The sequence below is a fragment of the Pseudoalteromonas ruthenica genome, assembly GCF_008808095.1.
GTDB classification, from domain to species: domain Bacteria; phylum Pseudomonadota; class Gammaproteobacteria; order Enterobacterales; family Alteromonadaceae; genus Pseudoalteromonas; species Pseudoalteromonas ruthenica.
This window is the reverse complement of the sequence record NZ_CP023396.1, coordinates 2,895,601-2,922,103: the sequence shown is the minus strand read 5'-3', so window position 1 is coordinate 2,922,103 and position 26,503 is coordinate 2,895,601. Positions and strand designations below refer to the sequence as shown.

The 26,503-nt window shown below is 47.2% G+C and carries 29 protein-coding genes; 15 read left to right on the top strand and 14 right to left on the bottom strand.

Features of this window, described 5'->3' with window-relative positions; genetic code table 11:
* Nucleotides 1–2 precede the first annotated feature (2 nt).
* From rng to tldD, 4 genes are read left to right on the top strand one after another with little or no spacing between them, the layout of a single operon-like run.
* Nucleotides 3–1,475 (top strand): ribonuclease G, encoded by a 1,473-nt coding sequence (gene rng, locus PRUTH_RS13735; RefSeq protein WP_022945537.1) that lies wholly within the window; start codon nt 3–5, stop codon nt 1,473–1,475.
* A 29-nt stretch (nt 1,476–1,504) separates the two neighbouring features.
* On the top strand, nt 1,505–5,314 hold the full coding sequence (locus tag PRUTH_RS13730) for a YhdP family protein (RefSeq protein WP_170268956.1): 3,810 nt from the start codon (nt 1,505–1,507) through the stop codon (nt 5,312–5,314).
* Entirely contained in the window at nt 5,311–6,141 is an 831-nt protein-coding gene (locus PRUTH_RS13725; protein WP_257220952.1) for a carbon-nitrogen hydrolase family protein, read from the top strand. Before PRUTH_RS13730 ends, PRUTH_RS13725 begins: the two co-directional genes overlap by 4 nt.
* Nucleotides 6,138–7,577 carry a metalloprotease TldD gene (gene tldD, locus PRUTH_RS13720; protein ID WP_053909879.1) on the top strand — a complete coding sequence of 480 codons (1,440 nt, stop codon included), beginning with the start codon at nt 6,138–6,140 and terminating at the stop codon, nt 7,575–7,577. The genes PRUTH_RS13725 and tldD overlap by 4 nt, the downstream gene beginning before the upstream one ends.
* Nucleotides 7,578–7,646: 69 nt before the next feature.
* Here the strand turns inward: tldD and yjgA are convergent, their stop codons facing one another.
* A complete protein-coding gene (gene yjgA, locus PRUTH_RS13715) occupies nt 7,647–8,159 on the bottom strand; it encodes a ribosome biogenesis factor YjgA (protein ID WP_151173509.1) in 513 nt (170 codons plus the stop codon).
* A 100-nt stretch (nt 8,160–8,259) separates the two neighbouring features.
* Between yjgA and pmbA the strand changes: the two genes are divergently transcribed.
* From pmbA to PRUTH_RS13695, 4 genes are all read left to right on the top strand, one after another.
* Nucleotides 8,260–9,609: a metalloprotease PmbA gene (pmbA, locus tag PRUTH_RS13710; protein ID WP_053909988.1), complete on the top strand. Its 1,350-nt coding sequence runs from the start codon at nt 8,260–8,262 to the stop codon at nt 9,607–9,609.
* Nucleotides 9,610–9,743: 134 nt separating this feature from the next.
* The gene (locus PRUTH_RS13705; protein WP_022945543.1) at nt 9,744–10,160 is read left to right on the top strand and encodes a VOC family protein; all 417 of its coding nucleotides are present in this window, start codon (nt 9,744–9,746) and stop codon (nt 10,158–10,160) included.
* A gap of 224 nt (nt 10,161–10,384) precedes the next feature.
* Nucleotides 10,385–10,948, top strand: a complete 564-nt coding sequence (locus PRUTH_RS13700; protein WP_045979157.1) for a BON domain-containing protein — start codon at nt 10,385–10,387, stop codon at nt 10,946–10,948.
* 81 nt (nt 10,949–11,029) lie between these two features.
* Nucleotides 11,030–11,188 (top strand): YqaE/Pmp3 family membrane protein, encoded by a 159-nt coding sequence (locus tag PRUTH_RS13695; RefSeq protein ID WP_022945545.1) that lies wholly within the window; start codon nt 11,030–11,032, stop codon nt 11,186–11,188.
* On the opposite strand, the gene mgtE is transcribed toward PRUTH_RS13695, so the two are convergent.
* From mgtE to PRUTH_RS13635, 12 genes are all read right to left on the bottom strand, one after another.
* Nucleotides 11,185–12,543, bottom strand: coding sequence for a magnesium transporter (gene mgtE / locus PRUTH_RS13690; protein ID WP_022945546.1), 1,359 nt, complete (start codon nt 12,541–12,543; stop codon nt 11,185–11,187). The two genes, PRUTH_RS13695 and mgtE, sit on opposite strands and share 4 nt — an antisense overlap.
* A gap of 116 nt (nt 12,544–12,659) precedes the next feature.
* Nucleotides 12,660–12,932, bottom strand: a complete 273-nt coding sequence (locus PRUTH_RS13685) for an HPr family phosphocarrier protein (protein ID WP_053909878.1) — start codon at nt 12,930–12,932, stop codon at nt 12,660–12,662.
* Nucleotides 12,932–13,777 carry an RNase adapter RapZ gene (gene rapZ / locus PRUTH_RS13680; RefSeq protein WP_022945548.1) on the bottom strand — a complete coding sequence of 282 codons (846 nt, stop codon included), beginning with the start codon at nt 13,775–13,777 and terminating at the stop codon, nt 12,932–12,934. Before rapZ ends, PRUTH_RS13685 begins: the two co-directional genes overlap by 1 nt.
* Before the next feature lie 66 nt (nt 13,778–13,843).
* Nucleotides 13,844–14,290: a PTS IIA-like nitrogen regulatory protein PtsN gene (ptsN, locus tag PRUTH_RS13675; RefSeq protein WP_022945549.1), complete on the bottom strand. Its 447-nt coding sequence runs from the start codon at nt 14,288–14,290 to the stop codon at nt 13,844–13,846.
* A gap of 1 nt (nt 14,291) precedes the next feature.
* On the bottom strand, nt 14,292–14,579 hold the full coding sequence (gene hpf / locus PRUTH_RS13670) for a ribosome hibernation promoting factor (protein ID WP_022945550.1): 288 nt from the start codon (nt 14,577–14,579) through the stop codon (nt 14,292–14,294).
* A 25-nt stretch (nt 14,580–14,604) separates the two neighbouring features.
* The gene (locus PRUTH_RS13665; protein ID WP_022945551.1) at nt 14,605–16,101 is read right to left on the bottom strand and encodes an RNA polymerase factor sigma-54; all 1,497 of its coding nucleotides are present in this window, start codon (nt 16,099–16,101) and stop codon (nt 14,605–14,607) included.
* A 24-nt stretch (nt 16,102–16,125) separates the two neighbouring features.
* Nucleotides 16,126–16,851, bottom strand: a complete 726-nt coding sequence (gene lptB / locus PRUTH_RS13660) for an LPS export ABC transporter ATP-binding protein (RefSeq protein ID WP_022945552.1) — start codon at nt 16,849–16,851, stop codon at nt 16,126–16,128.
* Nucleotides 16,851–17,375: a lipopolysaccharide transport periplasmic protein LptA gene (gene lptA, locus PRUTH_RS13655; RefSeq protein ID WP_022945553.1), complete on the bottom strand. Its 525-nt coding sequence runs from the start codon at nt 17,373–17,375 to the stop codon at nt 16,851–16,853. Before lptA ends, lptB begins: the two co-directional genes overlap by 1 nt.
* The gene (gene lptC / locus PRUTH_RS13650; RefSeq protein WP_138548647.1) at nt 17,365–17,919 is read right to left on the bottom strand and encodes an LPS export ABC transporter periplasmic protein LptC; all 555 of its coding nucleotides are present in this window, start codon (nt 17,917–17,919) and stop codon (nt 17,365–17,367) included. The genes lptA and lptC overlap by 11 nt, the downstream gene beginning before the upstream one ends.
* The gene (kdsC, locus tag PRUTH_RS13645) at nt 17,916–18,467 is read right to left on the bottom strand and encodes a 3-deoxy-manno-octulosonate-8-phosphatase KdsC (RefSeq protein WP_022945555.1); all 552 of its coding nucleotides are present in this window, start codon (nt 18,465–18,467) and stop codon (nt 17,916–17,918) included. The genes lptC and kdsC overlap by 4 nt, the downstream gene beginning before the upstream one ends.
* Nucleotides 18,467–19,435 (bottom strand): KpsF/GutQ family sugar-phosphate isomerase, encoded by a 969-nt coding sequence (locus PRUTH_RS13640; RefSeq protein WP_022945556.1) that lies wholly within the window; start codon nt 19,433–19,435, stop codon nt 18,467–18,469. The genes kdsC and PRUTH_RS13640 overlap by 1 nt, the downstream gene beginning before the upstream one ends.
* A gap of 9 nt (nt 19,436–19,444) precedes the next feature.
* A complete protein-coding gene (locus PRUTH_RS13635) occupies nt 19,445–20,416 on the bottom strand; it encodes a calcium/sodium antiporter (protein WP_151173508.1) in 972 nt (323 codons plus the stop codon).
* 204 nt (nt 20,417–20,620) lie between these two features.
* Between PRUTH_RS13635 and PRUTH_RS13630 the strand changes: the two genes are divergently transcribed.
* Genes PRUTH_RS13630 through murA form a run of 7 tightly spaced genes read left to right on the top strand, consistent with a single transcriptional unit; the run spans nt 20,621 to nt 25,271 of the window.
* Nucleotides 20,621–21,415, top strand: coding sequence for an ATP-binding cassette domain-containing protein (locus PRUTH_RS13630; RefSeq protein WP_081604435.1), 795 nt, complete (start codon nt 20,621–20,623; stop codon nt 21,413–21,415).
* Nucleotides 21,416–21,423: 8 nt separating this feature from the next.
* The gene (gene mlaE, locus PRUTH_RS13625; protein ID WP_026111194.1) at nt 21,424–22,203 is read left to right on the top strand and encodes a lipid asymmetry maintenance ABC transporter permease subunit MlaE; all 780 of its coding nucleotides are present in this window, start codon (nt 21,424–21,426) and stop codon (nt 22,201–22,203) included.
* A gap of 12 nt (nt 22,204–22,215) precedes the next feature.
* On the top strand, nt 22,216–22,770 hold the full coding sequence (gene mlaD / locus PRUTH_RS13620; RefSeq protein WP_022945560.1) for an outer membrane lipid asymmetry maintenance protein MlaD: 555 nt from the start codon (nt 22,216–22,218) through the stop codon (nt 22,768–22,770).
* A gap of 5 nt (nt 22,771–22,775) precedes the next feature.
* Nucleotides 22,776–23,453 carry an MlaC/ttg2D family ABC transporter substrate-binding protein gene (locus PRUTH_RS13615; RefSeq protein WP_151173507.1) on the top strand — a complete coding sequence of 226 codons (678 nt, stop codon included), beginning with the start codon at nt 22,776–22,778 and terminating at the stop codon, nt 23,451–23,453.
* Nucleotides 23,446–23,736, top strand: coding sequence for an STAS domain-containing protein (locus PRUTH_RS13610; protein WP_022945562.1), 291 nt, complete (start codon nt 23,446–23,448; stop codon nt 23,734–23,736). The genes PRUTH_RS13615 and PRUTH_RS13610 overlap by 8 nt, the downstream gene beginning before the upstream one ends.
* A 5-nt stretch (nt 23,737–23,741) precedes the next feature.
* Nucleotides 23,742–23,999, top strand: coding sequence for a BolA family protein (locus PRUTH_RS13605; RefSeq protein WP_026111196.1), 258 nt, complete (start codon nt 23,742–23,744; stop codon nt 23,997–23,999).
* A gap of 12 nt (nt 24,000–24,011) precedes the next feature.
* On the top strand, nt 24,012–25,271 hold the full coding sequence (gene murA / locus PRUTH_RS13600; RefSeq protein ID WP_053909874.1) for a UDP-N-acetylglucosamine 1-carboxyvinyltransferase: 1,260 nt from the start codon (nt 24,012–24,014) through the stop codon (nt 25,269–25,271).
* 74 nt (nt 25,272–25,345) lie between these two features.
* Here the strand turns inward: murA and PRUTH_RS13595 are convergent, their stop codons facing one another.
* Entirely contained in the window at nt 25,346–26,428 is a 1,083-nt protein-coding gene (locus PRUTH_RS13595; protein WP_151173506.1) for a trypsin-like peptidase domain-containing protein, read from the bottom strand.
* Nucleotides 26,429–26,503: the final 75 nt, after the last annotated feature.

Sequence of the window (26,503 nt, the reverse complement as noted above, 5' to 3'; positions counted from 1 at the left end):
CCATGAGCTCAGAATTACTTATTAATGTAACGCCCAGTGAAAGCCGTGTAGCACTGATTGAAAACGGCGTATTGCAAGAGGTGCAGGTTGAGCGCATAGGCAACCTAGGCATCGTCGGCAATATTTATTTAGGCAAAGTAAGCCGGGTATTACCGGGTATGCAGGCCGCTTTTGTTGATATTGGCCTAGAGAAGGCAGCGTTTCTACATGCCTCAGACATCGTCAATAGTGCGTCTTTTGAAGAAGGGGTGGACGACCAGCATATCAAAAAAGTGCAGGATATACGTGAATTGGTGCGCCAAGGTCAGCACATTATGGTGCAGGTGGTCAAAGATCCCATCGGCACTAAAGGAGCGCGCTTAACCACGGATATTACGATTCCATCACGTTATTTGGTGTTTATGCCAGATGCCACTCATGTAGGGGTTAGTCAGCGTATAGAAGGCGACGAAGAGCGTCAGCGCTTGAAGGATATTGTTGCCCAGTACAACGACGAAAACGGCGGCTTTATAGTTCGTACCGCAGCGGAAGGAGCCAGCGAGCATGAGCTTAAACATGATGCAGAATTTCTTAAAAAGCTGTGGTTGAAAATAGTCGACAGGCGGAAGAAAACCCGTAAAGAAAACATCCTCCACGAGGATTTAAAGCTTGCTTTTCGTACTTTGCGTGACTACGTAGGCGAAGACATGGAACGCATTCGTGTGGATTCAAAGCTTACCTATCAAGAGCTGACAACCTTTACAGAAGAATTCGTACCACACCTTGCGAAGGTATTAGAGTACTACCCGGGCGAGCGGCCTATTTTTGATTTATTCGATGTCGAGAACGAAATACAAAAAGCACTGCATCGTAAAGTAGAGCTCAAATCCGGCGGCTATTTGATCATCGATCAAACCGAAGCCATGACCACGGTGGATGTTAATACCGGCGCCTTTGTTGGCCACCGTAATCTAGAAGAGACAATTTTTAATACCAATATTGAAGCCACCAGTGCCATCGCCCGGCAACTAAGACTGCGTAATTTAGGCGGTATTATCATTATCGACTTTATCGATATGGTGTCTGAAGAACATAAACGCCGAGTATTGCACTCTTTGGAACAAGCGTTGTCCAAAGACAGAGCGAAAGCGAATATTAACAGCCTTTCTGCACTCGGGCTTGTGGAAATGACGCGCAAGCGCACCCGGGAGAGTTTAGAGCATATTCTCTGTGGGGTGTGTCCGTCTTGTGCAGGTCGTGGCTCGTTGAAAACGGTCGAGACCGTGTGTTACGAGATTCTGCGAGAAATTGTTCGAGTTAATCGAGCCTATGATGCAGATAAATTTATGGTGTATGCTTCTGCAGCGGTTAGCGAAGCGCTAATTAATGATGAATATCATAACCTTGCAGAGCTAGAGCTCTTTATTGGTAAACAGGTCATGATTCAAACAGAAAACCTATATAGCCAAGAGCAGTTCGATGTGGTGATGATGTAGTGAACGCCAAGTCGGTTTGCTTTTTTTGTTTGCGGAAAATTTGGCAAATCAGCGCAGTTACCCTAGTGTTGCTTGCTGTGCTGGTGTCGCTGGTCAAATACAGCTTACCTTATGCCAATGATTATCGTGCTGAGGTCGAGCAGTTCCTTGGTGAGCAGTTAAATGCCGATATCTCCATTGGCTCATTAAGTGCGAGCTGGCAGGGTAATGGCCCAGCGCTTGTCATAAACCAAGTAGGGTTTGCCGACAATGCTAAGGCCCCTATTAGCGTCAGCATTGAACAAACCCGGTTGCATATTAATTTATGGCAATCATTGCTGGATAGGCAGCTGCACTCCAATTACTTTGTACTGCAAGGGTTTGACGCTGAAATCGACGCTCGCGCCCTACTTAGCAGTGAGTCAAAAACCAGCAGCTCGCAGCAGCAAGCCTTAATCGAAAGCCTGTTTTTGGGTGAGCAAGGGCATTTTGCTATCGAAGATAGCGAACTTAACATCATTAGCCTCGATAACCGCCATCACCGTATTTTTTTAGAAAACTTGGTGTGGCAAAACCGTGCTAAAGACCATTTTGCCGAAGGTCAGGTGAGCCTCCCGGGCATCGAGCAAAATACTCTTGAAGCTCGCCTTAAACTCTCCGGCGCGCGCTTAAATAATATTTATGGCGATTTATATCTGCAGGCACAGAGTTTGAACATCTCTGGTTGGTTACAAGAGTTTGTTCGCCCGGAATTAAGCCAATTACAATCGAATCTCAATTTTGAATCTTGGCTGCACTTTGCTGAAGGTCGCCTAACCGATGTGCAATTGGCGATGCAACCGAGCCAACTCAATTGGCAATACCAGCAACAACCTCAATACCTCGAGTTGCAACAGGGTATGGTGCGTATTCATCCTCAAGCAAAAGGCTGGCGAGTGCGTACATCTGGGCTGCAGTTTAGCGATGAACAATACCAGTGGGCACCGATTATTTTTGATGCACTCATCAGCGAACAGCAACAAGTGTGGGTGCAAGACTTAGATATTTCCATGTTCTCCACCTTTGCACGGTTAGGAAAATCGCAGTTATTACAAGAGCTGCTGACGGTGCAACCGCAAGGGTTTATCAACGAGGGCTATTTTCACTGGCAAGGCGATAAGCAATGGCGAGTATGGTTTGAAGCTGAACACTTAGGGTGGTCGGGGTTTCATGGTATTCCTGGTGCGCAAGACCTCAGTGCCAGCGCGCATATTAACAACCGTAAAGGTTTACTTAGTATTGCTGGTAGCGACAACCACCTATTGACCGGCAAGACGTTTAGCGAGCCGCTCGCTTATCAACAACTTGCCGCAGAAGTCGCATTCTTTAATGATGGCGAGCATTGGTCCATCGAAAGTGATGAAGTCACTTTAAGCAATGATGATTTAGACTTAGTTGCCGAATTTGCGCTGACTCTTGATTCGCAGCCAGATATGAACCTATACGCAGAAATCAGTGGCGGCAGTGCAGCCAATGCCGGGCGGTACTTCCCTGAACCTTATATGCATAAAAACCTGATTGACTACCTCAATGGGGCAATAAAAAGTGGCGATATGCATTTTGCCCAGGTGTTGTTACAGGGACCGCTCGATCAGTTTCCCTTTACCGAACAGCAGGGACGGTTCGCGGTCAATGCCCAAATAGAAGATACGGAGTTCGCTTTTGCCCCTGACTGGCCGACGATAAAAAATGCCGCTGTTGACTTAGCGTTTAACAATCAGCGCATGGATATTTATAGCCGCAGTGGCGAGTTACTCAATTTAGCGCTGGGTGACAGCGTCCATGTGTATTTGCAGGACTTGCTCAATGCTGACACTTTAGCCATTGATATTACAGCTAATATTGCAGCGCCTAAGCTGCAGCCTTTTTTTGCGCAAACACCATTAGCTGAGCCGCTTGCCACCGTCTTTGATGTGATACAGGCACAAGACCGCCTAGATGGCGAGCTGCAGCTGCTTATCGACCTCAAAGACAGTGGAGTGCGTGCTTCAGGCGAGGTGTTATTCGCTGGCAATGCCGTTCACCTAGCGCAGCCCGGTATCGACTTAAGTGAACTGCGTGGCAGGTTGTCGTTTGTAAACGATCGTATTGAGATAAATGAAGCCCAGGCCTATTGGCAAGGGATGCCGCTCACTGTGAGCTTGCTGGGTGAAAACCAAGGCGAAAACTATCACGCTGACCTTAACATTGGTTTGCAAGCTGATGTGGCGCAGTTACAAAAGCGACTGAATGGCTTGTTAGATGCGCAGTTGAGTGGTACCACTGCGCTCAATGCGCAGTTGGCTCTAAACTTTGATAACCAAGGGTTTAGTTACGAGGCGCATGTGCAAAGTGATATGCTCGGGGTAACCAGCACTCTGCCGACGCCGTATAACAAAGCCGCAGACGAAGCGTGGCCGCTTAATGCCTTAATTCAGGGGGATGACATTTCTAACCTGATCATGGTCGAGTTAGACGAGCAATTATACTTTAACGGCATTCTCAACAACGGCGAGCAGCAAATGAGTAATGCTCACCTTATTGTCGGCAAGCAAAATTTAGGGCTTAACAAGCAAGGGTTTGAGGTGAGCGTTAATCTCCCAGAAGCCGATATCCTCGCTTGGCAGCCTGTACTTAATAACATTATTGATGTGGCTGCACGCAGCAGTGGCGAGCCTTCGGTAATGCCAGCGTTAACCAAGGTGGTGGGGCAAGTACGCACAGCTTATGTTGATGTGGTGCCCTTTAATGAGCTGGAATTTACGTTAATTAATCAACCCGCAGCAATGGATTTAAAATTGCTCGCCAAAGAGCTGCGAGCCCGAGTAGACATTCCTACCGGTAGCCAAGCACAGCGCCGCGATATTCGCGCCCATGCTGACTATCTACGCGTGAACATCCCCACTAATGATAGTGGCGGTGATGATGTTACACACAGCAGCGAAACGGATTTAAATTGGTTAACGCAGCTACCGAGTGTAGCGTTTACCTGCGGTGATTGTCGCATTAACCATTATCAACTTGATCAGGTCGAGCTTCATTTTGCGGGTGCTGGCGAGCAACTGACTATTAGTGAGTTGGTGGTCGATAAACGCGAACATGTGCTGCGTGCCGATGGCTATTGGCGTGATGGGCAAACTCATGTCAAAGGCCAATTTAATAGTGATGATATTGGTTCGCTGTTTGATGAGTTTGATATCACTTCAACGGTTCAAGACTCTGAAGCAAATATGGATTTTGCGCTGCATTGGCAGGCAGCCCCATACGATATTGATATCGCCAGCTTGGGCGGTGAAATTAGTTGGCAACTCGGTGAAGGGCACCTAAGTGAAATTAGCGATGGCGGAGCGCGGGTCTTCTCGTTACTGAGCCTGGACTCTCTGGTACGCAAGCTCAAGCTGGATTTTCGCGATGTGTTTGCGAAAGGTTTTTTCTACAACAGTATGCAAGGCAGTATGCAGTTGGCCCAAGGGATTGCTTACACTAAAGATACGAAAATGGATGGCGTGCCTGCTGATCTTACTATTAAGGGTTATGCGGATTTAAATACGCAAACCATTAACTATGATTTAGCCGTGGCACCACAGGTTACTTCTAGCTTACCCGTGATTGTTGCTTGGATGGTCAACCCAGTAACAGGGTTAGCGGCACTGGCCTTGGATAAGGTCATCCACTCAGCGCGAGTTATTTCTGAGATTAAATTTAAGGTCAGTGGGGCAATGGATAACCCTGAGGTGGTTGAACTCGACCGTAGCAGCCGAGAAGTCACCTTGCCGCAAGCTGCGCAAAATCAACCACCGGCATCGCAACCCGAACAACCACTAGGGAAACCATTACTATGATGTTGTATGCGTTACAGTTTTGCGCCCAGCAAGACAGTGAGGATAACTTTCAGCGTGTGCAGCAGTTTTTAGCTCAGTTACAGCCACAGCGGCCTTGCTTAGTGTGTTTTCCGGAAAGCTGGTTATGCTTTGCAAAAAGCAGTGAGCAGGTATTGGCTGTGGCCGAAAAACACTTATATTGGCGCCAGCGTTTAGCTGCGCTGTGTAAGCGTTACGGTATATGGCTTGCGGCAGGGACTCTGCCGGTCGCCACCTCAGAAGGGCGTTACCTCGCGGCATCTTTTGTCTTTGATGACCAAGGCCAAGAGCGAGCGCAATACAACAAAATTCACCTGTTTGATGTGACCGTAGCGGATGGCACTGGCACTTATCACGAGTCCAAACATACCGAAGCCGGTGAGCAGGTGGTGGTACTCGACTCGCCCTTTGGATGGCTAGGGTTAAGTGTGTGCTATGATATGCGCTTTAGCGAACTCTATCGTCAGCAAGTGCAACTGGGGGCTGATATACTGCTTGTTCCTAGTGCTTTTACAGTACCCACCGGTCGAGCGCATTGGCATACCTTGTTGCGTGCACGAGCGATAGAAAGTCAATGTTATGTGGTCGCTGCCGGGCTGTACGGTCGTAATAATAGTGACTGCGCTCACAACAATGGTCGTGAGACCTATGGCCATAGCCTAATTGTTTCGCCATGGGGTGAAGTGCAAGCTGAGCTGAGCCATGGCGAGGGCTGGATAGCCCAGCCAATAAACAGCGAAGAATTAAATCAACGCCGTGAGTCCATGCCCATGCATGCTCACCGCCAAGCGAGAAAAGTAAGTTTATGAGTCAAGTTGAGCACAACCTTTTAACGCAAAGCCGATTGGACCGCGATGATCTCGCCAACGCCTTGCAATATATCCATCAGCATAAGGTGGACTATGCGGACTTATACTTCCAATCGAGCTACAACGAGTCGTGGGTGTTAGAGGACGGTTTAGTCAAAGAAGGGAGCTATAACATCGAGCGCGGCGTCGGTGTGCGCGCGATCAGTGGCGAGAAAACCGGTTTTTCCTATTCTGATGCTATTAATCTCGAAGCGATTAATAATGCCGCGATGGCCGCACGCAGTATCGCTGATGCGGATCAACATGGTCAGGTTAAAATATTCAGTGAGCAAGATGTGAAACGTCAATTTGCGCCGCTGCAACCGATTCAGAGCATGAGCGATGACGATAAGGTGGCGCTTCTGCGTGAAGTTGAAGAGTATATCCGTCAATTGGCACCTGAAGCTGAGCAGGTAGTAAGCTCGATGTCCGCCGTCTATGAAGAAGTGCTCGTGGCGGCGAGTGATGGTACCTTTGCAACCGATATTCGCCCGCTAGTGAGATTGAACTGCTCAGTGCTGTTGAAAAAGGGTGATCGTCGCGAGCGTGGGGGTGCCGGTGGCGGAGCCAGACTCGATTTTAACTATTTCAAAGAATTAGTCGACGGTAAGCCGCGTTGGATGCACTACGCTGAAGACGCTGTACGTATGGCTAAGGTCAACTTAGAAGCTATTGACGCTCCAGCGGGAACCATGCCTGTGGTGCTGGGTGCAGGTTGGCCTGGCGTGTTGCTGCATGAGGCTGTAGGTCATGGCCTTGAAGGCGACTTTAATCGCAAAGGCGCTTCTGCGTTTAGTGGCAAAATTGGTCAGCAGGTGGCGTCAGAGCTATGTACTGTGGTTGATGATGGCACCATGGCGAATCGTCGTGGGTCATTAAATATCGATGATGAAGGCACTCCGGGTGGTTACAACGTACTTATTGAGCAGGGTATCCTAAAGGGCTATATGCAAGATAAGCACAACGCTAAATTGATGGGAGTAGCGCCTACTGGAAACGGCCGTCGCGAATCTTATGCACACTTGCCTATGCCACGTATGACTAATACCTATATGCTCGGTGGCGAGCATAGTCAAGAAGAGATCATCGGCTCAGTAGACAAAGGCATTTACGCGCCAAACTTTGGCGGTGGCCAAGTGGATATCACCTCTGGCAAATTTGTGTTCTCAGCCTCGGAAGCCTACTTAATTGAAAATGGCAAAATCACCACACCTATCAAAGGTGCCACGCTGATTGGTAATGGCCCAGAGGTAATGAAGCAAATATCTATGGTAGGCAATGATCTCGCGCTAGATAAAGGCGTGGGTATTTGTGGTAAGGATGGACAGAGTGTCCCGGTAGGAGTGGGGCAGCCCTCTTTGAAAATCGACCAACTCACCGTCGGTGGTACCGCTTAAACATCCCCAAAAGAAAAACAGCGCAAGAGCGCTGTTTTTTCTAACTTAAAGCTGGTAACCGAGACTCTGCTAGAGCATTAACTCTTTGAGGATTTGAAATAGCTCTTTGTGAGACTTTCCGGGTTTCTCTTGCTTTACCTCTTTGCCTGCTTGGCGAATAATTTGTCGCATGCGCTGGCGGTCAAGCTGCGGATATTGCTCAAGCAGAGGATTTAAGCGGCTATCACCTTCAGCGATTAGCTCATCTCGAGTTTGCTCTATTTGGTTTATCACCACATCTTTTTGATTGTTCTTATTGGTGATAATGGCCATAGCTTGATGAATGTCTTCGACATTATCGGTGCCGCGCAAGGTTTTGGCGATGTAATTGAGATGGCGACGATAGGCGTCTTTTTTCTCTTTCAGGCGGTCGGCTAAGTTCATCGCCTCCACAAGCTCGTTACTCAATGGTAGTTTTTCACGTGCTTTTTTTGAGAGGTTGGCGATTTCTACACCCAGCTCATGAAACTCCATGGCATCGCGTTTTAGCTCGCTTTTGGAAACGTAAATAATCTCTTCTTCAGGTTGTTTGCTCTTAGCCATAACATGCTCGATTAATGCTCTTTGCAGCCATTATATCACTAAAATGCGCAGATGCTTTGTGGTACGCTTAGATCAATATTCACCAACTGTGAAAGCCATTATGCAAGAAAATGAATCGGCAGCGATTTATAGCCAAATCGATGAAGTCAAAGAGGCCGTAAGCGAGGTGCTTGCCCAAGCTAAGAAGCTCGGTGCAACGGCTGCGGAAGCCGCTATGTCACGTACTTCTGGACTCTCTGTAGGCACTCGTCTCGGTGAGGTAGAAACCATCGAGTTTAACCAAGACGGTGGTTTGGGTGTGAGCATTTATGTAGGTAATAAAAAAGGCTCAGCATCAACCACAGATTTAAGCCCCAGTGCGCTGCGTTCGGTGGTGGAAAAAGCCATTGAAATCGCCAAGTACACTTCAGAAGACCCATGTAATGGCCTTGCTGATGCTGAGTTATTAGAGCAAAGCCCGCCGGATTTAGACTTGTACCACCCGTGGCAGGTGACCCCAGAGCAGGGCATTGAAATTTGCCAAGAGGCAGAGCAGGCGGCGTTGAACCTTGATGAACGCATCGTCAACTCTGATGGTGCCAGCTTTAGTAGCCACCAAGGGCTGCGTGTGTACGGTAACAGTCACGGTATGTTGGCAGGCTACCCCCGCACTCGCCATAGCATCAGCACTATGGTCATTGGCCAACAAGGTGAGCAGATGCAGCGCGATGCTGCCTATACCGTATCGCGTGAGCAAGCAGGCTTAAAAGCGGCGAAAGACGTCGGCCTGGAAGCGGCGCAAGAAACGCTTGCACGGCTTAATAGCCAAAAACTAGGAACCATGAAGGTGCCGGTGATCTTTCGCGCCGATGTGGCTAATTCCCTGTTTGGGCATTTAGTGTCGGCCATTGGCGGCGGTGCGCTTTATCGTAAGTCGAGCTTCTTGCTCGATAGCCTTAATACCCAAGTTTTCAGTGATATTGTTAATATTAGTGAGCGTCCGCATCTAGCCAAAGGCTTTGCTTCTTCACCCTTTGATGCGGAGGGCGTTAAAACGCAAGATCGTGAGATTATTCACGGTGGTGAACTGCAGACCTATTTATTAGCCAGTTATGCCGCTCGCAAAATGGGTATGACCGCCACAGGCCACGCCGGCGGTATTCATAACTGGTTGGTACAGCAAACCCATGATGATTTGCACGCTTTGCTTAAACAAATGGGTAAAGGGCTGCTAGTGACCGAGTTGATGGGTCAAGGCGTCAATACTGTCACCGGCGATTACTCGCGCGGGGCGGCCGGGTTTTGGGTTGAAAATGGTGAGATCCAATATCCTGTTAGTGAGATTACCATTGCTGGCAACCTTAGCTCGATGTTTAAAGGCGTTGCTGGCATTGGCGGTGATGTCGACCCTCGCGGCGGGGTGTTAACCGGTTCGGTGTTAATAGAACAAATGCAAGTTGCGGGGCAGTAGCTCAAGTAACACGATAAAGCCTAGAGCCCCTCTCTAGGCTTTTTTAAATAAATGCTAAAAAAGTGCTTTACCTCAACTTAAGTTGAGGAAATACCTTAGTCCCTGAAATAATAAATCATCTTCGGGAGAACGTTATGTATTTAGAGCATGTAAACCTAGTCGTGAATGACATCAACCAAGCCCTCAACTTTTATCGTGCCGCTTTTCCACATTGGCGGGTGCGCAGTCAAGGCGAGGGGTTATGGTCGGGGAAGCCGCGTACTTGGGTGCATTTTGGCGATGATTACCACTACCTTGCTTTTAGTGACAATGGCATTGGTGACAACCGTGATCTCAGCGGCCATCAAGTTGGTTTAGCACACTTTGCTTATGTCACAGAAGATCTTGATGGCGTCATTCAACGACTCCAAGACGCGGGCTTCGAAGTTGATAAAGTGGGCCCTGAAAATCCTTATCGTCGCAACGTGTATTTTAAAGACCCAGCAGGTTTTGAAGTGGAGTTTGTTGAATACGGATCGGATATTCCAGCACAGAGAAATAACGACCTATAGACTTAAATGCTGCTAAAAGTTGCAAAATAAACACTAAATGAACGTAAATCTCTTGATTGTTCGCTTTTCGGAAATTTTTTCACTGAGGTGTGTAACTTAGGTAAGGTTGTACCTAAATGCTTGCTGAACAAACTCCTTATGTTATTGATTTTACTTATAAAACAAAGTTGGCAAGGGATTCGCAACACTTAAAGCGTCACAAGCAATAGTAAGGAGACGACATTATGAAAACGTTCACTAAGACAATCGTAGCTGCAGCTGTACTTGGTTCTACTGCCTTCACTGCCCAAGCAAATGATTGGCAGAACGAGAGTAAAGATGCATGGATTGATGGTAAAGCTGAAACTGTGCTGCTACTGAATGGCAACCTGAACAACTTTGACATCAACACTGATGTGAAAAATGGCAAGGTTATGCTCACAGGTAAAGTAGACAGCGAGGTCGATAAAGAGTTGGCCGAAGAGCTGGTAGTTAGCCTAGATGGTGTAAACGATGTAGAAAACCAGCTAACGGTTATGAACAACGAAGAAGGTATGAGCCACAATGATGATGCAGGAGATACTGGCAGCGATTTAACCGACGCTAAGATCTCGACGGTAATCACTACTCGTCTACTGTTTGATTCAGAAGTCGCTGGCACTGACATTGATGTTGATACCGACCAAGGTGTCGTTACGCTTAAAGGCAATGTTGATAGCGAAGCCGAGCGTGACCTTGCGATTAAAATCGCTGAAAACACAGAAGATGTTCGTGAAGTAAACGATGAACTGCGAGTAATGGCTGAATAATTAGTTGTAAGTTCTCGGTAGAAGGCCCAGCGTTGCTGGGCTTTCCTTTATCTACAAGCAGGCTTAATTAGCGGAGCAATCATGGACATTATTAGAATCATTTTCTCAATTCTTATTCCCCCACTAGGTGTATTTTTGCAGGTGGGCTTAGGAATGCACTTTTGGCTTAATATTTTACTAACCCTATTGGGCTACTTCCCTGGCCTTATTCACGCTATCTACATTATTGGGCGGCGTTAAATAAGGAACCAAGTCGCGGTTCCAAGGAATGCGAAGATACCTACGATGTCGGTAACTGTGGTCAGCACTACATTACCGGCGAGCGCCGGGTCGATATTCATTCTCTTCAGAATTAAGGGAATAACCGCACCAGCAATACCCGCAGCGAGGAGGTTCATAAACATCGCAAAGGCGATCACTAAACCGATTGTTAAATCCCATTTCCAAAGCGCGATGGCGCTACCGATAAGCAAAGCCCACAGCACCCCATTCAAGGCACCGATGGCGAGCTCTTTGGTCAGTATAAATTTCTGGTTGGTGGCGTTAATATGGCCAAGTGCGAGGCCTCGAATAACCAAGGTCAGCGTTTGCGAGCCGGCCACGCCCCCCATTGACGGCACAATACCATTGAGCACGGCTAAAAATGGCAAGATACCCAAGGTGGTTTCGAAAAAGCTCGCCACAAATGCGGCCAGCATCGCGGTCAATAAATTTACTCCAAGCCAAACGGAGCGCCGCTGAGTACTTTTAAATACCGGTGCAAAGGTATCTTCTTCATCATCTAGACCGGCTAAGCTCAGTAAACTGTGTTCAGCGTCTTCACGGATAACATCGACGATATCATCAATGGTAATACGCCCAAGTAAGTGCGCCTGATCGTCGACCACAGGGGCCGAAATCCAGTTGTGGCGCTCGAACAGCTGCGCCACTTCAGACTCATCCATGGTGATTGGAATAGATTCACACTCTTCATCCATGATGTCGCGCACGATGGCATCTGGCATGGTGGTTAGCAAAGAGCTCAATGGCATTGAGCCTAAAAAGCAGTTATTTTTATCGACTACGTAGAGCTCATCAGTGCCTTCAGGTAACTCGCCTTTGAGGCGTAAGTAGCGCAGCACCACATCAACAGAGACATCGGGACGGATAGTCACTGTATCGGTATTCATCAGCGCCCCAGCTGAGCGCTCTTGGTAAGACAGAGCCGTAGTTGCACGGTCTCTATCTTGGATATCCATTGCCTCAATAACGTCTTTATAAACGGGCTCTGGTAAGCTTCGTAATACTTCCCCTAAGTCATCATCGTCCATGTCCTCTGTCGCTGCGGCGATATGCTCAGGCTCCATGCGTGAGATAATGCTCAGGCGTACATCTTCAGAGAGCTCTTCAAGTACATCACCTTGGACATCAGGGTCGACGAGCGCCCATAGTTTAGAACGTGTCTTATGGGGCGATGATTCTAATAATAATGCGGTATCACAGGGCGCAGTTTTGGCGAGAAGCCTGCGTACATGAACAAACTGGCCGCTATTAAGAGCTTCGGTGACTTCTTGAAGTTGTTGCAGCGGGTAATCTTGTTCATAGGCTTCTGGCATAGGCATCCCTTAAATACAAAAAATGGGGTGGGAAATAGCGTGCAAGCAAGCGCTTACAAGCCGTTGATTAGTTTAACCTAACTAAATCAATGATAGCAAAAGTAAATGCCTAAGGGTTATTCTTGTTCGTGGAACTTTTCTGCAATGAGCGCCCCGATAGCTGCCAACGCGGCGTCGGCATCAGGGCCTTCACACTGCACGCGCACTTCCTTACCTTTGCCGCTCTCAAGGAGCAGTAAAGCCAAGACACTGTCGGCCTGTGCGCTCTTATCACCTTGATATAACATTATTTCGGCATCAAAATTCATCGCCAGTTGCGCCAATTGTGAGGCTGCACGAGCATGTAGGCCTAACTTGTTTTGAATAATAAAAGTACCTTCAACCATCACTATTTTTCCTGCTCTCGATGGCGAATTTTCACGTTCGGATAAGTATCTAAAAAGCGCTCTCCCAAAGTTTGGGCAAGGTACACTGAGCGGTGTTGACCCCCAGTGCAGCCAATAGCAATGGTTAAATAACTACGGTTATTACGCTCTAGGTGGGGTAACCAAGTTTGAACAAAAGTTTGGATCTGCCAAGTGAACTTTTGCACGATTGAGTGACTGGCTAGATAATCTTGAACGGGTTGGTCTAACCCTGTGAGCGCCTTTAGTTCAGGTTCCCAATGGGGATTGGGGAGAAACCGCACATCAAACACATAATCAGCATTTTTTGGAATGCCATGTTTAAACCCAAAAGACTCAAAAGTGATCAGTAATTGCTTGTCTTTTTTACCCAGCACTTTTTCACGGATCATCTCCGCCAACTGGTGAACACTGAGCTCAGTTGTATCAATAATAAAGTCGGCGTGGGAGATGAGTACATCAAGAAGCTGCTTCTCTTCACGAATAGCGACATCCAACGTCATATTTTGCATGGATAAGGGGTGTAGTCGACGAGTTTCAGAGAAACGCTTAATCAACGTTTGTTCGTCACTATCAAGGTAAAACAGCGAAGGCTTAGCAAACTCAGGCAGGTAAGCGAGAATGTCGTTAAATTCATGCTGTTCTTTGGGCAAATTGCGCACGTCTATACTGACGGCAATTTTGTCATAATTTGCTGAAACACTGCGCACCAAGGAGGGGAGTAAAATAACTGGGATGTTATCTACGCAATAGTACCCAAGGTCTTCGAGCACCCGTAACGCGACTGATTTTCCAGAACCCGAGCGACCACTGACAATGATAAGTTCCATCCGACAACTCCTTGTTTTACCCCAAGACGCACATTTAAACCACACCATGAATTAATACGGCGCGCATTAGTCGGCGATCAATTGATAAAGCTCTTGATCGCTGCTGGCTGAGCGCAGTTGTTTACACAGTTGTTTGTCTTTTAGTTTATCAGCAATTGTCGCTAAGGTCTTCAGGTGTTGTTCAGTCTCATTAGCCGGCACTAAAAGTGCGACAAAGATATCCACCGGACGGTTATCAATGGCATCAAAGTTAATGGCTTCGCGATTGGTTACAACAATGGCAATCGTACTGTCGATACCATCGAGACGGCCATGTGGAATAGCAACGCCTTTGCCGATGCCAGTACTGCCCAGCTTTTCGCGGGTTAGTAAAGCATCAAGTACCGATTGCTCGCTGAGGTGAGGACTGTGCTGATGAGCCACCTGAGAGAGGTACTCCAGCATTCTTTTTTTGCTATTAAAAAGGACCGCAGCTTTGCTGCAGTCCTTGGTAAAGAGTGAATCTAGGTTCATGTTAGTGACGAGATAATTTCTCTTTATGTTTAATCACTTGACGGTCGAGCTTATCAATTAAGCCGTCGATCGCCGCATACATATCCTGGTGCTCTGCGGTTGCGAACAGTTCACCACCGTTAACGTGAAGAGTAGCTTCTGCTTTTTGTGTTAGTTTTTCAATATCAAGAATGACATGCACATTATTTATATGGTCAAAGTGACGCTCTAATTTTGCAAATTTGCTATTCACATAGTTGCGAAGAGAATCAGTGATTTCTACGTGACGACCGGTAAGATTTAATTGCATAAGCATTTTCCTTCTTGTCTAACGTCTATATCAAACTTTTACGCTGATTTGACGGTGGAATGGCTAGCGATTCACGATATTTAGCAATCGTGCGCCGAGCCACTTTAATTCCTTGCTCGGCTAGTACGTCGGCAATCTTGCTATCACTCAACGGTTTAGCAGGATTCTCCGCAGCTACTAGCTTTTTGATCAATGCTCGAATCGCTGTAGACGAGCATTCACCTCCGTTTTCGGTTGTAACATGGCTGGAGAAAAAGTACTTCAGCTCAAAAATACCCCGTGGTGTATGCATATACTTTTGGGTGGTCACACGGGAAATCGTTGACTCATGCATTTCCACCATTTCGGCAACGTCATTAAGCACCATTGGCTTCATTGCCTCTTCACCATGTTCAAAGAATGCCTGTTGTTGTTGAACAATGCAATTAGTTACTTTAAGTAGCGTATCATTGCGTTGTTCCAAGCTCTTTATAAACCATTTCGCTTCTTGTAAATGCGAGCGAATAAATTGACTATCACTTTGTGACTTACAGCTTCGCGACATTGATGCATAGTGATCGTTAACGCGGATCTTAGGCATACTATCTGGGTTTAATTCAACCACCCAGCGGCCTTTAACTTTCTTCACCGATACATCTGGAATCACATACTCTGACTGCTCTCGCACAATCGTGGCTGCAGGAGTCGGATTTAAACTGTGTATCAGTGTCATCACCTCTTTTAACTGCGCTTCTTTAAGCTTAGTCTTTTTCATCAAGGTGCGATAGTCACGACTACCAAGCAAATCAATATAGTTACAAACTACCTCTTTGGTCTCTTCAAGCCAAGGGGTTTGTGGGTCAAATTGCTTGAGCTGGATCAACAAGCACTCTTGTAAAGAACGCGCACCAATTCCTACTGGATCAAAGAGTTGGATACGCTTAAGAACGGCTTCAATTTCATCGAGCTCGATACCATCGTCTTGTTCATCATGATTCAAGCTTTCCAGCAGATCTTCACAACTGACTGTTAAAATGCCGTTGTCATTGATGGCTTCAATAATGGCTGTGGCGATGGCCTCGTCGGTGGCACTAAAAGGTGTTAATTGCAGCTGCCACATTAAATAATCGTGTAACGACTCGGTGGTTTCGCCTTGGTAGATAGACTCATCTTCTGGCATAGGCCCAGAGGAGGCAACGGGAGCCGCACTAATATACTCATCCCAAGACACATCCATGGGCAAGTCTTCACTGATGGACTCGTTGTTCATGGCATCAGCACTTTCAACTTCATCCTTACTGGCGCTGGCCGTCTCGGCGGTATCGTTATTTTGGTTGTCGGACGTCGACTCTTTTTGCTCTTGGTTGTCGTTATTGTCGGCGTAATTGTCTTCTTCAACTTCAAGTAATGGGTTGGCGTCCAACGCCTCTTGAATTTCTTGTTGGAGATCCAAAGTACTGAGCTGCAACAGGCGAATCGCTTGCTGCAATTGTGGGGTCATTGTTAATTGCTGGCCTAGGCGCAGCTGTAATGATTGCCTCATGTATCTCTAACAATCCTTTAATCGTTATAATCTAAACTGCTCACCCAAATAGACGTCGCGAACCGTTTGATCGGCAAGAACTTGCTCTGGAGTACCAGAAGCAATGAGCTCGCCATGGGAAACAATGTATGCGGTTTCACATACGTCTAGGGTCTCTCGCACGTTGTGGTCGGTGATTAATACACCAATGCCACGATTGCGCAGATGCTCTATGATTTTCTTTATATCTAACACTGAAATAGGGTCGACACCAGCAAAAGGTTCATCCAACAAGATAAACTTGGGGTTTGCCGCCAATGCTCGCGCTATTTCTACCCGGCGACGTTCGCCACCAGATAACGCCATTCCTTGTGAGTCTCGAATGTGCTGTATATTAAACTCATCAAGTAGGCCCTCAAGCTCGCTTTCACGCTCTGCTTTGCTTAAGCCCTTGCGGGTTTCCAGGATGGCCATCAAATTTTGAAACACTGTCAGCTTTCGAAAAATAGATGATTCTTGCGGTAAATAACCAATACCTAAGCGCGCACGAGAGTGCATCGGCATCAAGGTGATATCCTCATCATCAATACTGATGGTGCCTTTATCACTGGGTACCAAGCCAACTATCATGTAAAAAGTAGTTGTCTTACCGGCTCCATTAGGGCCGAGCAAGCCGACGATACTACCTGCTTGTACTTCTAAGCCCACACTTTTGACGACCTCCCGGCCTTTATAGCTTTTCGCTAATTTTTGTGCTTTAAGAGTCGCCATTATTGCTCTTTCTCCGGCGTATCGTCACTTTGTGGTGTTAATGTTGTGCGCACTCGTGTGCTGGAGTTTTCATCCTTTTCGGCGGTGATCAGCTGTTTGGCAATATCATAGCTTATGGTTTCGGCAACGATATGCTGGTCGGCCATGGCAATCTTAGCATCACCTTGAATTTTAAGGGTCTCAGAGGCGACGTCATAACGAATTTCCAGCGCCTGTGCAGAAATCTCAGTGCCATCTTCCATCACTTCGGTGTACACAGCTGGTGAGCCGGTGGCTACGAGCAATTGCTTGTTATCACCCAATTCTGGACGACGGTGAGCCTCAAGGCGGTCAGCTTTTATTTCCCGTTTGCCGTGAACAATATGCACGTTCTTATCAAAAATAGTGATATTTTCTTTGATCAGTGCTTGTTGTTTGTCGGCATCAATTAACACTTCCTTGGCGGTGATTTGCTCAGCAGTAGCGCTGGCAGAGCATAAGCCAATTGCGATGGATGTAATTAATGCACTGATTTTATTGGTCATAATATATTGTTCGCGTATGTTCTGTTAATTCAACTATCTCTGTATTGAGGTCTGCTTTCAAGCCTTGCCCGGTGATCTTCATATTCGGGCCACTTAATACTACAGTCTGCTCGGACTCCATGCGCTGGCTATCTATATCAACTTGAATGGCCTCAGCGCTGACCTTCTCAATCATCGCCCCTTCTTTTAAGTTGGTGGCGGTGACGTTATTTTCCAAGATCAAAATGTTGTTGTTGTATAAAGTCGCTTCATCGGCGTTTACCTGCCAATTTTCTGTTTCACCATATAAGGTAAATACCGGCTTGGTGAAATGCGTAAACCCGAGCTCTTGATACAGCTCCATTTCCTCAGCATAAACGGTGTGGCTTAACTCACCCTGATCGTTATAACTAGTCTGACTTAGCCCAGTTGCGATATAGTCGGGTGTGGCAATATGGTCTTGCTGAGCGACACCATCATCTGTCGACTTCATAAAATAAGGGTACCAAAGCCACGCCATCGCGACGATAAATAGCAGTGATATGAGCGCTCTCGCTGCGTTCATGTGCTACTTCCCTGTGTTCCCAGGCTATGTCCTTGGGCCAGCATCAGCAAATCTGTGAGCTCACGCACAGCACCAAAACCGCCCGGTAGCAAGGTACTGTAATGGGCTATTCGCTTAACCAGTGGGTGAGCGTCGTTAACCGCTACGGCGAACCCGACTTGCTCCATCACCGGTAAATCAGGGCCATCATCACCAATGTAGGCTATTTGCTCATCGCTTAGGTTTAATGTGCGTTTTAACTGTGCATAGGCTTCGAGCTTATTCTCTTTACCTTGATAAATGTGGGGGACACCCAGGCTTTGCATTCGCGTTTGTACTATCTGTGATTGTCGCCCGGTGATAACAGCAACTTCAACACCCGCATTGAGCAACGCTTTAATGCCGAACCCGTCTTTGGTATTAAAGGCCTTTAATTCCTCGCCTTGATTGCCTAAATAAATACGGCCATCTGAAAACACGCCATCAATATCGCAAATTAACAATCGAGTGCGCTGTGCACGTTGCCATGCGCCTTCGTCTATGGCTTGGTATAATTCTGAAAACAACACTAAATCACCCCCGCGCGCAATAAGTCTTGCGTATTCAGCGCGCCAATGGGACGTTGCTCGTGATCGGTCACAATGAGTCCATTAATGCGTTTTTGCTCCATAATTTTCAGTGCTTCCGCCGCCAGCATATGAGCATCGGCTGTGGTGCAGTTTGGAGTCATTACCTCAATCAGCGCGGTGTTGTGAATATCCACTCGCTGCTCCAATACACGGCGTAAATCGCCATCGGTAAATAACCCTACCAGTCGCTCATTATCATCGACAACAGCAGTCATTCCTAAGCCTTTGCTTGAGATTTCTAACAAGGCTTCTTTAATGCTTTGTGATTGGTGACTGCGTGGCACGTCATCGCCGCTATGCATAACATCATTCAAGGTCAGTAATAAACGTTTACCTAAGCTACCGCCGGGGTGGGAGAGGGCAAAGTCATCGGCGGTAAAGCCTTTGGCTTCTAATAAAGCAACAGCGAGTGCATCGCCCATTGCCAAGGTTGCGGTCGTGCTTGCGGTGGGGGCTAAACCCAGTGGGCAAGCTTCTTGCGATACTTTAATGCAAATATGGGCATCAGCTAAGGTCGCCATACTTGATTGAGGATTGCCGGTCATGGCAATCATGGGCGCGCCAATACGTTTAATTACTGGAATAATGCTCACAATTTCGTGCGTTTCGCCAGAGTTAGAAATGAGCATAACGATGTCATTTTCAGTGATCATGCCTAAATCACCATGGCTGGCCTCACCTGGGTGCACGAAAAAAGCTGGAGTGCCGGTACTTGCTAGGGTCGCGGCAATTTTATTGCCAACATGTCCTGATTTACCCATGCCAATAACGATGACTCGGCCGCTACAAGCCATGATCATCTCGCACGCTTGAATAAATTGTGCGTCTAAATACTGATGTAACTCCTGCAAAGCGGTTTGTTCTATTTCTAAAACCCGTTGTGCGGTGGCAATAAAGCTTTGGCTCATACTATTACTCTAGGCTAACTGACTAAAAATATATCCTTGGTAGGCAAAAAATGCGACTAGTAAAAAGCCGCCCTCGATTCTGTTGATACGCCGCGCGCCACGAAAGTTCAAACTCATGGCAATAAGTACTACCGTTGCCGCAATCATAATTAATGCATCACGGTTAGCAGCGGAGGGGTCGATAACCGATGGGTTTAAAATACCGGCGATGGATAGAACAGCGAGAATATTAAATAGATTCGAGCCGACAATGTTGCCCAGTGCTAAGTCGTCTTCATTTTTCAGCACCCCAGCCACACAAGCAGCGAGTTCCGGTAAACTAGTGCCAATGGCGATGATGGTAAGCCCAATGACTAAATCAGAAAGGCCAAAATACTGGGCTATATCCACTGCTGAGTCGACAATAAAATGCGAACTGATGGGCAGCATCGCCATCCCGATAATTAACCAAATCAGTGCGGACTTGGTGCTCACCCCACTGGGTATTTCATCACAGACTTCACTCACCAAGGGATCGTCATCATTACTTTTTTGATTGCGTGAAATAACAATCAAAAAAACGATAAAGGTGACAAAACCGCCCGCCAATAACCACCCCTCGAGCTGAGAGAAATAATTATCGGTAAACATATACCATGCAATCAGTGACACCACGAGCACAATGGGCATTTCGCGCTTTAGTGTAATGGAGGACACTGAAAGTGGGCGTAGCAAAGCGGTAATACCTAACACCAAGAGAATATTGGTAATGTTTGAACCAACAGCGTTGCCGACAGCGGTATCGGTTTTATCTGCCAGTGCCGCAGAAGCTGATACCATCATCTCTGGTGCCGACGACCCCATTGCGACCACAGTCAAACCGATGATTAGGGCTGGCACCCCTAAGTTGCGTGCCAGCGCAGCTGCGCCATAAACGAAACGATCCGCACTCCATGCTAGGGCGACAAAACCAGCGACTAGAATGGCGAAAGAGGTGAGCATGATTAGTGAGCCATTGATGTAAGTGAAACCTTGGCGCAGATAGTAACAAACTGGGCTGTGTTTGTGTAAGAAAACCGTGTGTTTAGGTGTTCCACTGAGCAGGAATTTGAACGGGCTTACAAAAATTTACAGAATCTTTTTTCCCTCAGCGTAAAAAAACTTTAAAATACGAGGCCTAATGATAGAAATGAGCGGGAGAGCGACTTGTCGCAACCAATAGTAGAAATCAAGGATGTTACCTTCTCGCGCGGAGAGCGTGTTATCTATCAAAATATGGACTTTACCATTCCGAAAGGGAAGATCACTGCTGTTATGGGCCCAAGTGGTATAGGTAAAACCACTTTGCTCAGGCTGATTGGTGGGCAATTAAAGCCCGATTCGGGCGATATTTTATTTCAAGGCAATAGCATTCCAAGCATGTCACGTTCGGCGCTTTATCAAGCGCGAACAAAAATGAGCATGTTGTTTCAAAGTGGTGCGCTGTTTACCGATATGTCGGTGTATGACAATATCGCCTTTCCTCTTAGAGAGCACACTGAACTCAGTGAGGAGTTAATTCGCTTGGTGGTGTTAATGAAACTACAAGCGGTTGGCTTACGTGGCGCAAAAGATTTAATGCCTGCTGAGTTGTCCGGGGGGATGGCACGCCGCGCTGCTTTGGCTCGCGCGATAGCCCTAGACCCTGAGTTTATCATGTATGATGAGCCTTTCGCCGGACAAGACCCCATCTCAATGGGCGTGTTAGTGCGGCTAATTAAATCACTCAACGAAGTGTTGGGGTTGTCTTCTTTGATTGTTACCCACGATGTACAAGAGGTGTTGAGTATCGCCGACCACGTGATTATTCTCGCCGACAAAGGGGTGATTGGCAGTGGCAGCCCAGCTCAAATGCGCGAACATGAATCGCCCTTAGTGCAGCAGTTTCTGCAAGGGCTGTCCGATGGGCCAGTGCCTTTTCACTTTGATGCTGAGCCTTATGAACAGGAGTTGTTGTCATGATGCAGTCGCTGCTTAATTTGTGGCAACGCCTTGGACATAAAAGTCTAAGCCGTTTCGCGTCGATGGGGCGCGCTACACAGATGTTGCTGGGTGCCTTAATTAGTGTTCCTAATGTGCGCAAAGGCACGCCCTTATTAATTCGACAGCTGTATATGGTGGGTTTTCAGTCACTGATTATTATTTTGGTGTCAGGGCTGTTTATTGGCATGGTCTTAGCTCTGCAAGGCTATACCGTATTAGTTGATTACGGCGCAGAAGATAGCTTGGGGCCCCTGGTTGCTTTGAGCCTATTACGCGAACTAGGGCCGGTGGTGACGGCGCTGTTATTTGCTGGTCGCGCTGGTAGTGCGTTAACCGCCGAAATTGGTTTAATGAAAGCCACCGAGCAGTTAACGAGTTTAGAAATGATGGCTGTAGACCCGCTAAAGCGCGTCATTTCACCACGCTTTTGGGCCGGCATGATTAGTATGCCGCTGCTTGCGCTGATCTTCTCTGCTATTGCCATCATCGGCGCACATTTAGTGGGCGTAGATTGGCTTGGTGTAGATAGAGGCAGCTTCTGGTCTATTATGCAAGCGCAAGTGTCGTTCGAAAAAGACGTTCTCAACGGCCTGATTAAAAGCTTTGTCTTCGCCTTGTTGGTAACCTGGATAGCCCTATACAAAGGCTATGACTGTATCCCGACCTCTGAGGGGATCAGTAAAGCGACCACAGAAACCGTTGTGCATTCATCATTAGCCGTTCTTGGCTTCGATTTTATTTTGACCGCCGTAATGTTTGGCGGCTAAAGGATTAACACCATGAATTCGAGAAAAATTGAAATTTTAGTCGGCTTCTTTGTCACTCTTGGTGTGGCGGCGCTGGCAATTCTGGCTTTAAAGGTCGCCAATGCGGGATTAGCTGGTAGTAATGGCACTTATTCATTGCAGGCTAAGTTTGAAAATATAGGATCGTTGAAAACACGCGCTCCGATTAAAGTCGGTGGCGTTGTGGTTGGCCGTGTTGAGGGCATCCAAGTGCACCCCAGTGAATTTGTTCCTGTGGTTGAAATGGCCATCGACAACCAATATGAGTGTAAGTTTTCCGATGCCACATCGGTATCGATATTAACCTCGGGCATACTCGGCGAGCAGTATTTGGGTATTTCCCCGGTCATAGCGAGTGACTCGGCACAGCAAAGTTGTTTAGGCAATGAAGTGGCGCAGGCACAAAGCGAGGATGAGCTTTCGATAGATGCCGTATTTGGCGTACAAACGAAAGCGCTCAAGGATGGCGATATGATCACTGACACCAAATCAGCCTTGGTTTTAGAAGAGCTTATCGGCCAGTTTTTATTTAATCAAAGTAGCGAGTAATGATTATGCGTAAGCTGTTCATTGTTTTAACTGCCGTACTCTTGGCCGCCACTTCTAGCTTACAGGCACAAGAGGTGGATTTAAGTGAACCTTATAAAATGGTGCGTCAGGTTGCTGATAACACCTTTAAACGTGTTGAGCGCGATCAACAGAAAATTCAAGCCGATAAAGAATACCTAAAGGTTATTGTCGAAGAAGAGCTGTTGCCCTATATCGACTATAAGTATGCGTCTTATCGTATGCTCGCAAGCTATATTCAAAAAGCGCGCAGTATCGAAGACCCCGAAGAGAAAAAGCAGGCGATAGCCCATATAAAGCGCTTTATTGATGTCTTCAAAAACTACTTGGTAACCACCTATGCTGGGGTGTTTACGCAGTACACGAACCAAAAGGTTGAGTTTGCTGCGCCTCGCGATGTTGGTGATGCGAATGTGGTTGTGGTAAAGACCACCATTAAGGACCCAGGCAAACCAGACATTGATATTGGCTTCAAAGTGCGTAAGGATAACGACAACCAATGGCGTGCTTATGACATGATCGCCGAAGGCATCAGTTTGCTTGATGCCAAGCAAAGCGAAATACACGGTATTTTGCGCCAAGAAGGTATTGAGCACGTGATTGATTTACTAGATAAGAAAAGCCAGTTACCTGTGCAATTTCGAGGTGATGGTGTCGATGAGTAAGCTGTCGCTGCAACAAATAAAGCCACAGCACTTTGCCATTGCCGGTGAGCTAACTCGCTACAGCGTTGCCGATAAACGCTTAAGTGAGCAGCTTGTGCAAGGCCAAGAGCAAGTGGAAATCGATTTGAGCGAAGTGACGCGAGTCGATACTGCAGGCTTAGCGTGGCTTATTCAGGCATCGTCGCAACTGCAACGCCAAGGGCGCCAGTTACAACTAAACCATATACCTGAGCAGTTGCATAAACTTATGCAGTTGGGACAGGTCGAAAGTATTTTTGAGTGAGAGTGATGCAAAGCAGTCAAGTAGAAGCTTTATTAAAACAAGAGCTAGGTCTTGAAGAGATAATCGTAAAAGTAGAAGGGACCCATTACCAAGTAATTGCCGTGGGTGACTGCTTCGATGGGCTCACACCAGTGAAAAAGCAACAGCTTGTTTATAAACCACTGATGGAAAAAATCTCAGACGGCACCATTCATGCGGTTTCTATTCGCGCTTTTACGCCAGAGCAATGGCAACGCGAACGTAAGTTTATCCTTCCGCAGTAATTAGGAATCAGCATGGACCATTTTATTATTCAAGGCGGCACACCGCTCAGCGGTGAGCTCACCATTTCTGGTGCTAAAAATGCAGCATTGCCAATTTTATTCGCAGCGCTGCTGGCTGATTCACAAAGCACGTTTAGCAATGTTCCTAAGCTGCGGGATATCAATACCACCGAAGCGCTGTTGAAAGAATTAGGCGCAGGAGTTCGTTGGCAAGACGAGCAATTACTGATCGATGGTGGTTCTGTCGATAAGGTACTGGCTCCTTACGACTTAGTAAAACAAATGCGCGCATCGGTGTTGGCCTTAGGCCCCTTACTTGCGCGCTTTGGCAAAGCTCAAGTTTCTCTGCCCGGTGGCTGTGCCATTGGGGCACGACCTGTGGATATTCATATTCAAGGTATGCGCCGTATGGGAGCAACCATTGAGGTTGAAAATGGGTACATTAACGCCCATGTCGAAGGTCGGCTGCAAGGTGCGGAAATCTTTATGGATACCGTCAGTGTGGGCGCCACCGAAAACCTGTTGATGGCGGCAACCTTAGCACAAGGTAAGACGGTACTCGAAAACGCGGCGCGTGAGCCGGAGATTAGCGATTTAGCCAAGTACTTGAATAACATGGGCGCTAAAATCAGCGGAGCAGGGACCAGTCGCATCGAAGTGCAAGGCGTAGAGCGTTTGCAAGGGTGTGAGCATGCGATTTTACCGGATCGTATAGAAACCGGAACATTCCTAGTTGCAGCGGCCATGGCAAAAGGCGATGTGTTATGCAAAAACACAGATTATCATAGCCTTGAGCCAGTTATTGAAAAACTGCGCGAGGCGAATGCACTTGTTGAAGTGACCGACAACAGCATCTACCTAGATATGCGTGGTCGTGAGCTCAAAGCTGTGAATATTAAAACCGCACCTCACCCAGGGTTTCCTACGGATATGCAAGCGCAGTTTACGGCGCTAAATGTGGTTGCTAATGGCAGCGCCACAATTACCGAAACTATTTTTGAAAACCGGTTTATGCATGTACCTGAACTTCAGCGCATGGGAGCTAATATTCGCCTTGAAGGGAATACCGCAATTTGTGGCGACAGTCCTAAATTGACTGGCGCACGGGTTATGGCGACAGATTTGCGGGCCTCTGCAAGTTTGATCTTAACCGGAATCATTGCCAGTGGTGAAACCCGTGTTGACCGCATTTATCATGTTGATCGTGGTTATGAGCATATTGAAGACAAACTCAGCGCGCTTGGTGCCAATATTAAACGTGTGAGTGAGTAGTCTCGCTATTAACTTGGTAATAGAAAAAGGCCGCTGATAGCGGCCTTTTTAGATGGGAATGTGGGTGTGTTCGATTATAACCGGGTTTCTAGTTCAGCGACGGTGACCGTCAAGGTGTGCGGCTCACCATCACGGTAGAGTTCCACCTCAAGTTCAGTCCCCGGTTCGGTATTGGCAATGCGCTCCAGAGTCTGTTGGATATTACTCACCGAATGCCCGCCCATGCTGACGACAATATCGCCTTCTTTGATACCAGCTCGCCACGCCGGACCGAGTGGATCCATTTTATTAATACGCATACCGGCGATGGCCATATGGTTATTAGTGACTTCCCGACCTTGCTGATCGACAGCGGTTACATCCATGCCCATGTAGCCACGCACAACTCGACCATAGCGAATAAGCTTATCCATAACATCCTTAGCGAGAGAGTAGGGAACAGCAAAGAAGATCCCTTGAATATCGAGGTTCGCTCGGGTTTTAAACTGTGCTGAGGTAATGCCAACCAAGTCGCCATGAGAATTCACTAAGGCTCCGCCTGAGTTACCGACATTTATTGCAGCATCCATTTGTAGCAGGCTACTGTGGGAGCTGTCGGTTACTCGTTGCTTTCCGGTGGCACTAATAATCCCCTGAGTAATGGTTTGCCCTAAGTTAAGAGGGTTACCAATAGCCAGGACCACATCGCCAACCTGAGGTTTGAAGTCGTTATCAACCGGGATAGCTGGTAGATTCTCTCCCGCGACTTTCAATAATGCCAAATCAGTAACGGTATCGAACCCTACTAACTGCACCTCACTAAAACGGCGTCCGTCAGCAAGAATGACCTCGACTAAATCAGCATTATTAATGACATGGTAGTTAGTCAAAATGTAGCCGTCTGGACTCATTAGTACGCCTGAGCCGAGTTCAGATACGGTGTTCTGTCTTTGCATGTAACGTGGCTGAGTCGAGATGCGCTCAGAATACACTGTGACCACTGCGGGCGCGGCGCGGCGTACCGCTTTAGCGTAGCTCATATGGGAGCCAGTAAAGTCATCAGCGGAGAGAATGGGGAGCAAAGCATCACGCAAAGACGGAGTGGCGAGCACAATAATAAAGGCGATACCCAGACCACTTAATAGCGGCAGCAAGGCGAACTTAATCTTTTTCAGCACGAGATAATAATTATTATTTATTTATAAGCTTAGGCAATGATGGCACATAAACGACAACAGCGGCAAGGGCGCCGC

Coding starts and splice junctions, on each gene's coding strand:
- PRUTH_RS13605 (WP_026111196.1), top strand. CDS start 23,742: ATGCAAAGCAGTCAAGTAGAAGCTTTATTAAAACAAGAGCTAGGTCTT.
- lptC (WP_138548647.1), bottom strand. CDS start 17,919: ATGAACGCAGCGAGAGCGCTCATATCACTGCTATTTATCGTCGCGATG.
- rapZ (WP_022945548.1), bottom strand. CDS start 13,777: ATGGAACTTATCATTGTCAGTGGTCGCTCGGGTTCTGGAAAATCAGTC.
- rng (WP_022945537.1), top strand. CDS start 3: ATGAGCTCAGAATTACTTATTAATGTAACGCCCAGTGAAAGCCGTGTA.
- PRUTH_RS13725 (WP_257220952.1), top strand. CDS start 5,311: ATGATGTTGTATGCGTTACAGTTTTGCGCCCAGCAAGACAGTGAGGAT.
- pmbA (WP_053909988.1), top strand. CDS start 8,260: ATGCAAGAAAATGAATCGGCAGCGATTTATAGCCAAATCGATGAAGTC.
- lptA (WP_022945553.1), bottom strand. CDS start 17,375: ATGACCAATAAAATCAGTGCATTAATTACATCCATCGCAATTGGCTTA.
- yjgA (WP_151173509.1), bottom strand. CDS start 8,159: ATGGCTAAGAGCAAACAACCTGAAGAAGAGATTATTTACGTTTCCAAA.
- PRUTH_RS13695 (WP_022945545.1), top strand. CDS start 11,030: ATGGACATTATTAGAATCATTTTCTCAATTCTTATTCCCCCACTAGGT.
- PRUTH_RS13635 (WP_151173508.1), bottom strand. CDS start 20,416: ATGCTCACCTCTTTCGCCATTCTAGTCGCTGGTTTTGTCGCCCTAGCA.
- ptsN (WP_022945549.1), bottom strand. CDS start 14,290: ATGAACCTAGATTCACTCTTTACCAAGGACTGCAGCAAAGCTGCGGTC.
- PRUTH_RS13610 (WP_022945562.1), top strand. CDS start 23,446: ATGAGTAAGCTGTCGCTGCAACAAATAAAGCCACAGCACTTTGCCATT.
- hpf (WP_022945550.1), bottom strand. CDS start 14,579: ATGCAATTAAATCTTACCGGTCGTCACGTAGAAATCACTGATTCTCTT.
- PRUTH_RS13700 (WP_045979157.1), top strand. CDS start 10,385: ATGAAAACGTTCACTAAGACAATCGTAGCTGCAGCTGTACTTGGTTCT.
- murA (WP_053909874.1), top strand. CDS start 24,012: ATGGACCATTTTATTATTCAAGGCGGCACACCGCTCAGCGGTGAGCTC.
- tldD (WP_053909879.1), top strand. CDS start 6,138: ATGAGTCAAGTTGAGCACAACCTTTTAACGCAAAGCCGATTGGACCGC.
- mlaD (WP_022945560.1), top strand. CDS start 22,216: ATGAATTCGAGAAAAATTGAAATTTTAGTCGGCTTCTTTGTCACTCTT.
- mgtE (WP_022945546.1), bottom strand. CDS start 12,543: ATGCCAGAAGCCTATGAACAAGATTACCCGCTGCAACAACTTCAAGAA.
- PRUTH_RS13705 (WP_022945543.1), top strand. CDS start 9,744: ATGTATTTAGAGCATGTAAACCTAGTCGTGAATGACATCAACCAAGCC.
- PRUTH_RS13640 (WP_022945556.1), bottom strand. CDS start 19,435: ATGAGCCAAAGCTTTATTGCCACCGCACAACGGGTTTTAGAAATAGAA.
- lptB (WP_022945552.1), bottom strand. CDS start 16,851: ATGGCGACTCTTAAAGCACAAAAATTAGCGAAAAGCTATAAAGGCCGG.
- PRUTH_RS13615 (WP_151173507.1), top strand. CDS start 22,776: ATGCGTAAGCTGTTCATTGTTTTAACTGCCGTACTCTTGGCCGCCACT.
- PRUTH_RS13665 (WP_022945551.1), bottom strand. CDS start 16,101: ATGAGGCAATCATTACAGCTGCGCCTAGGCCAGCAATTAACAATGACC.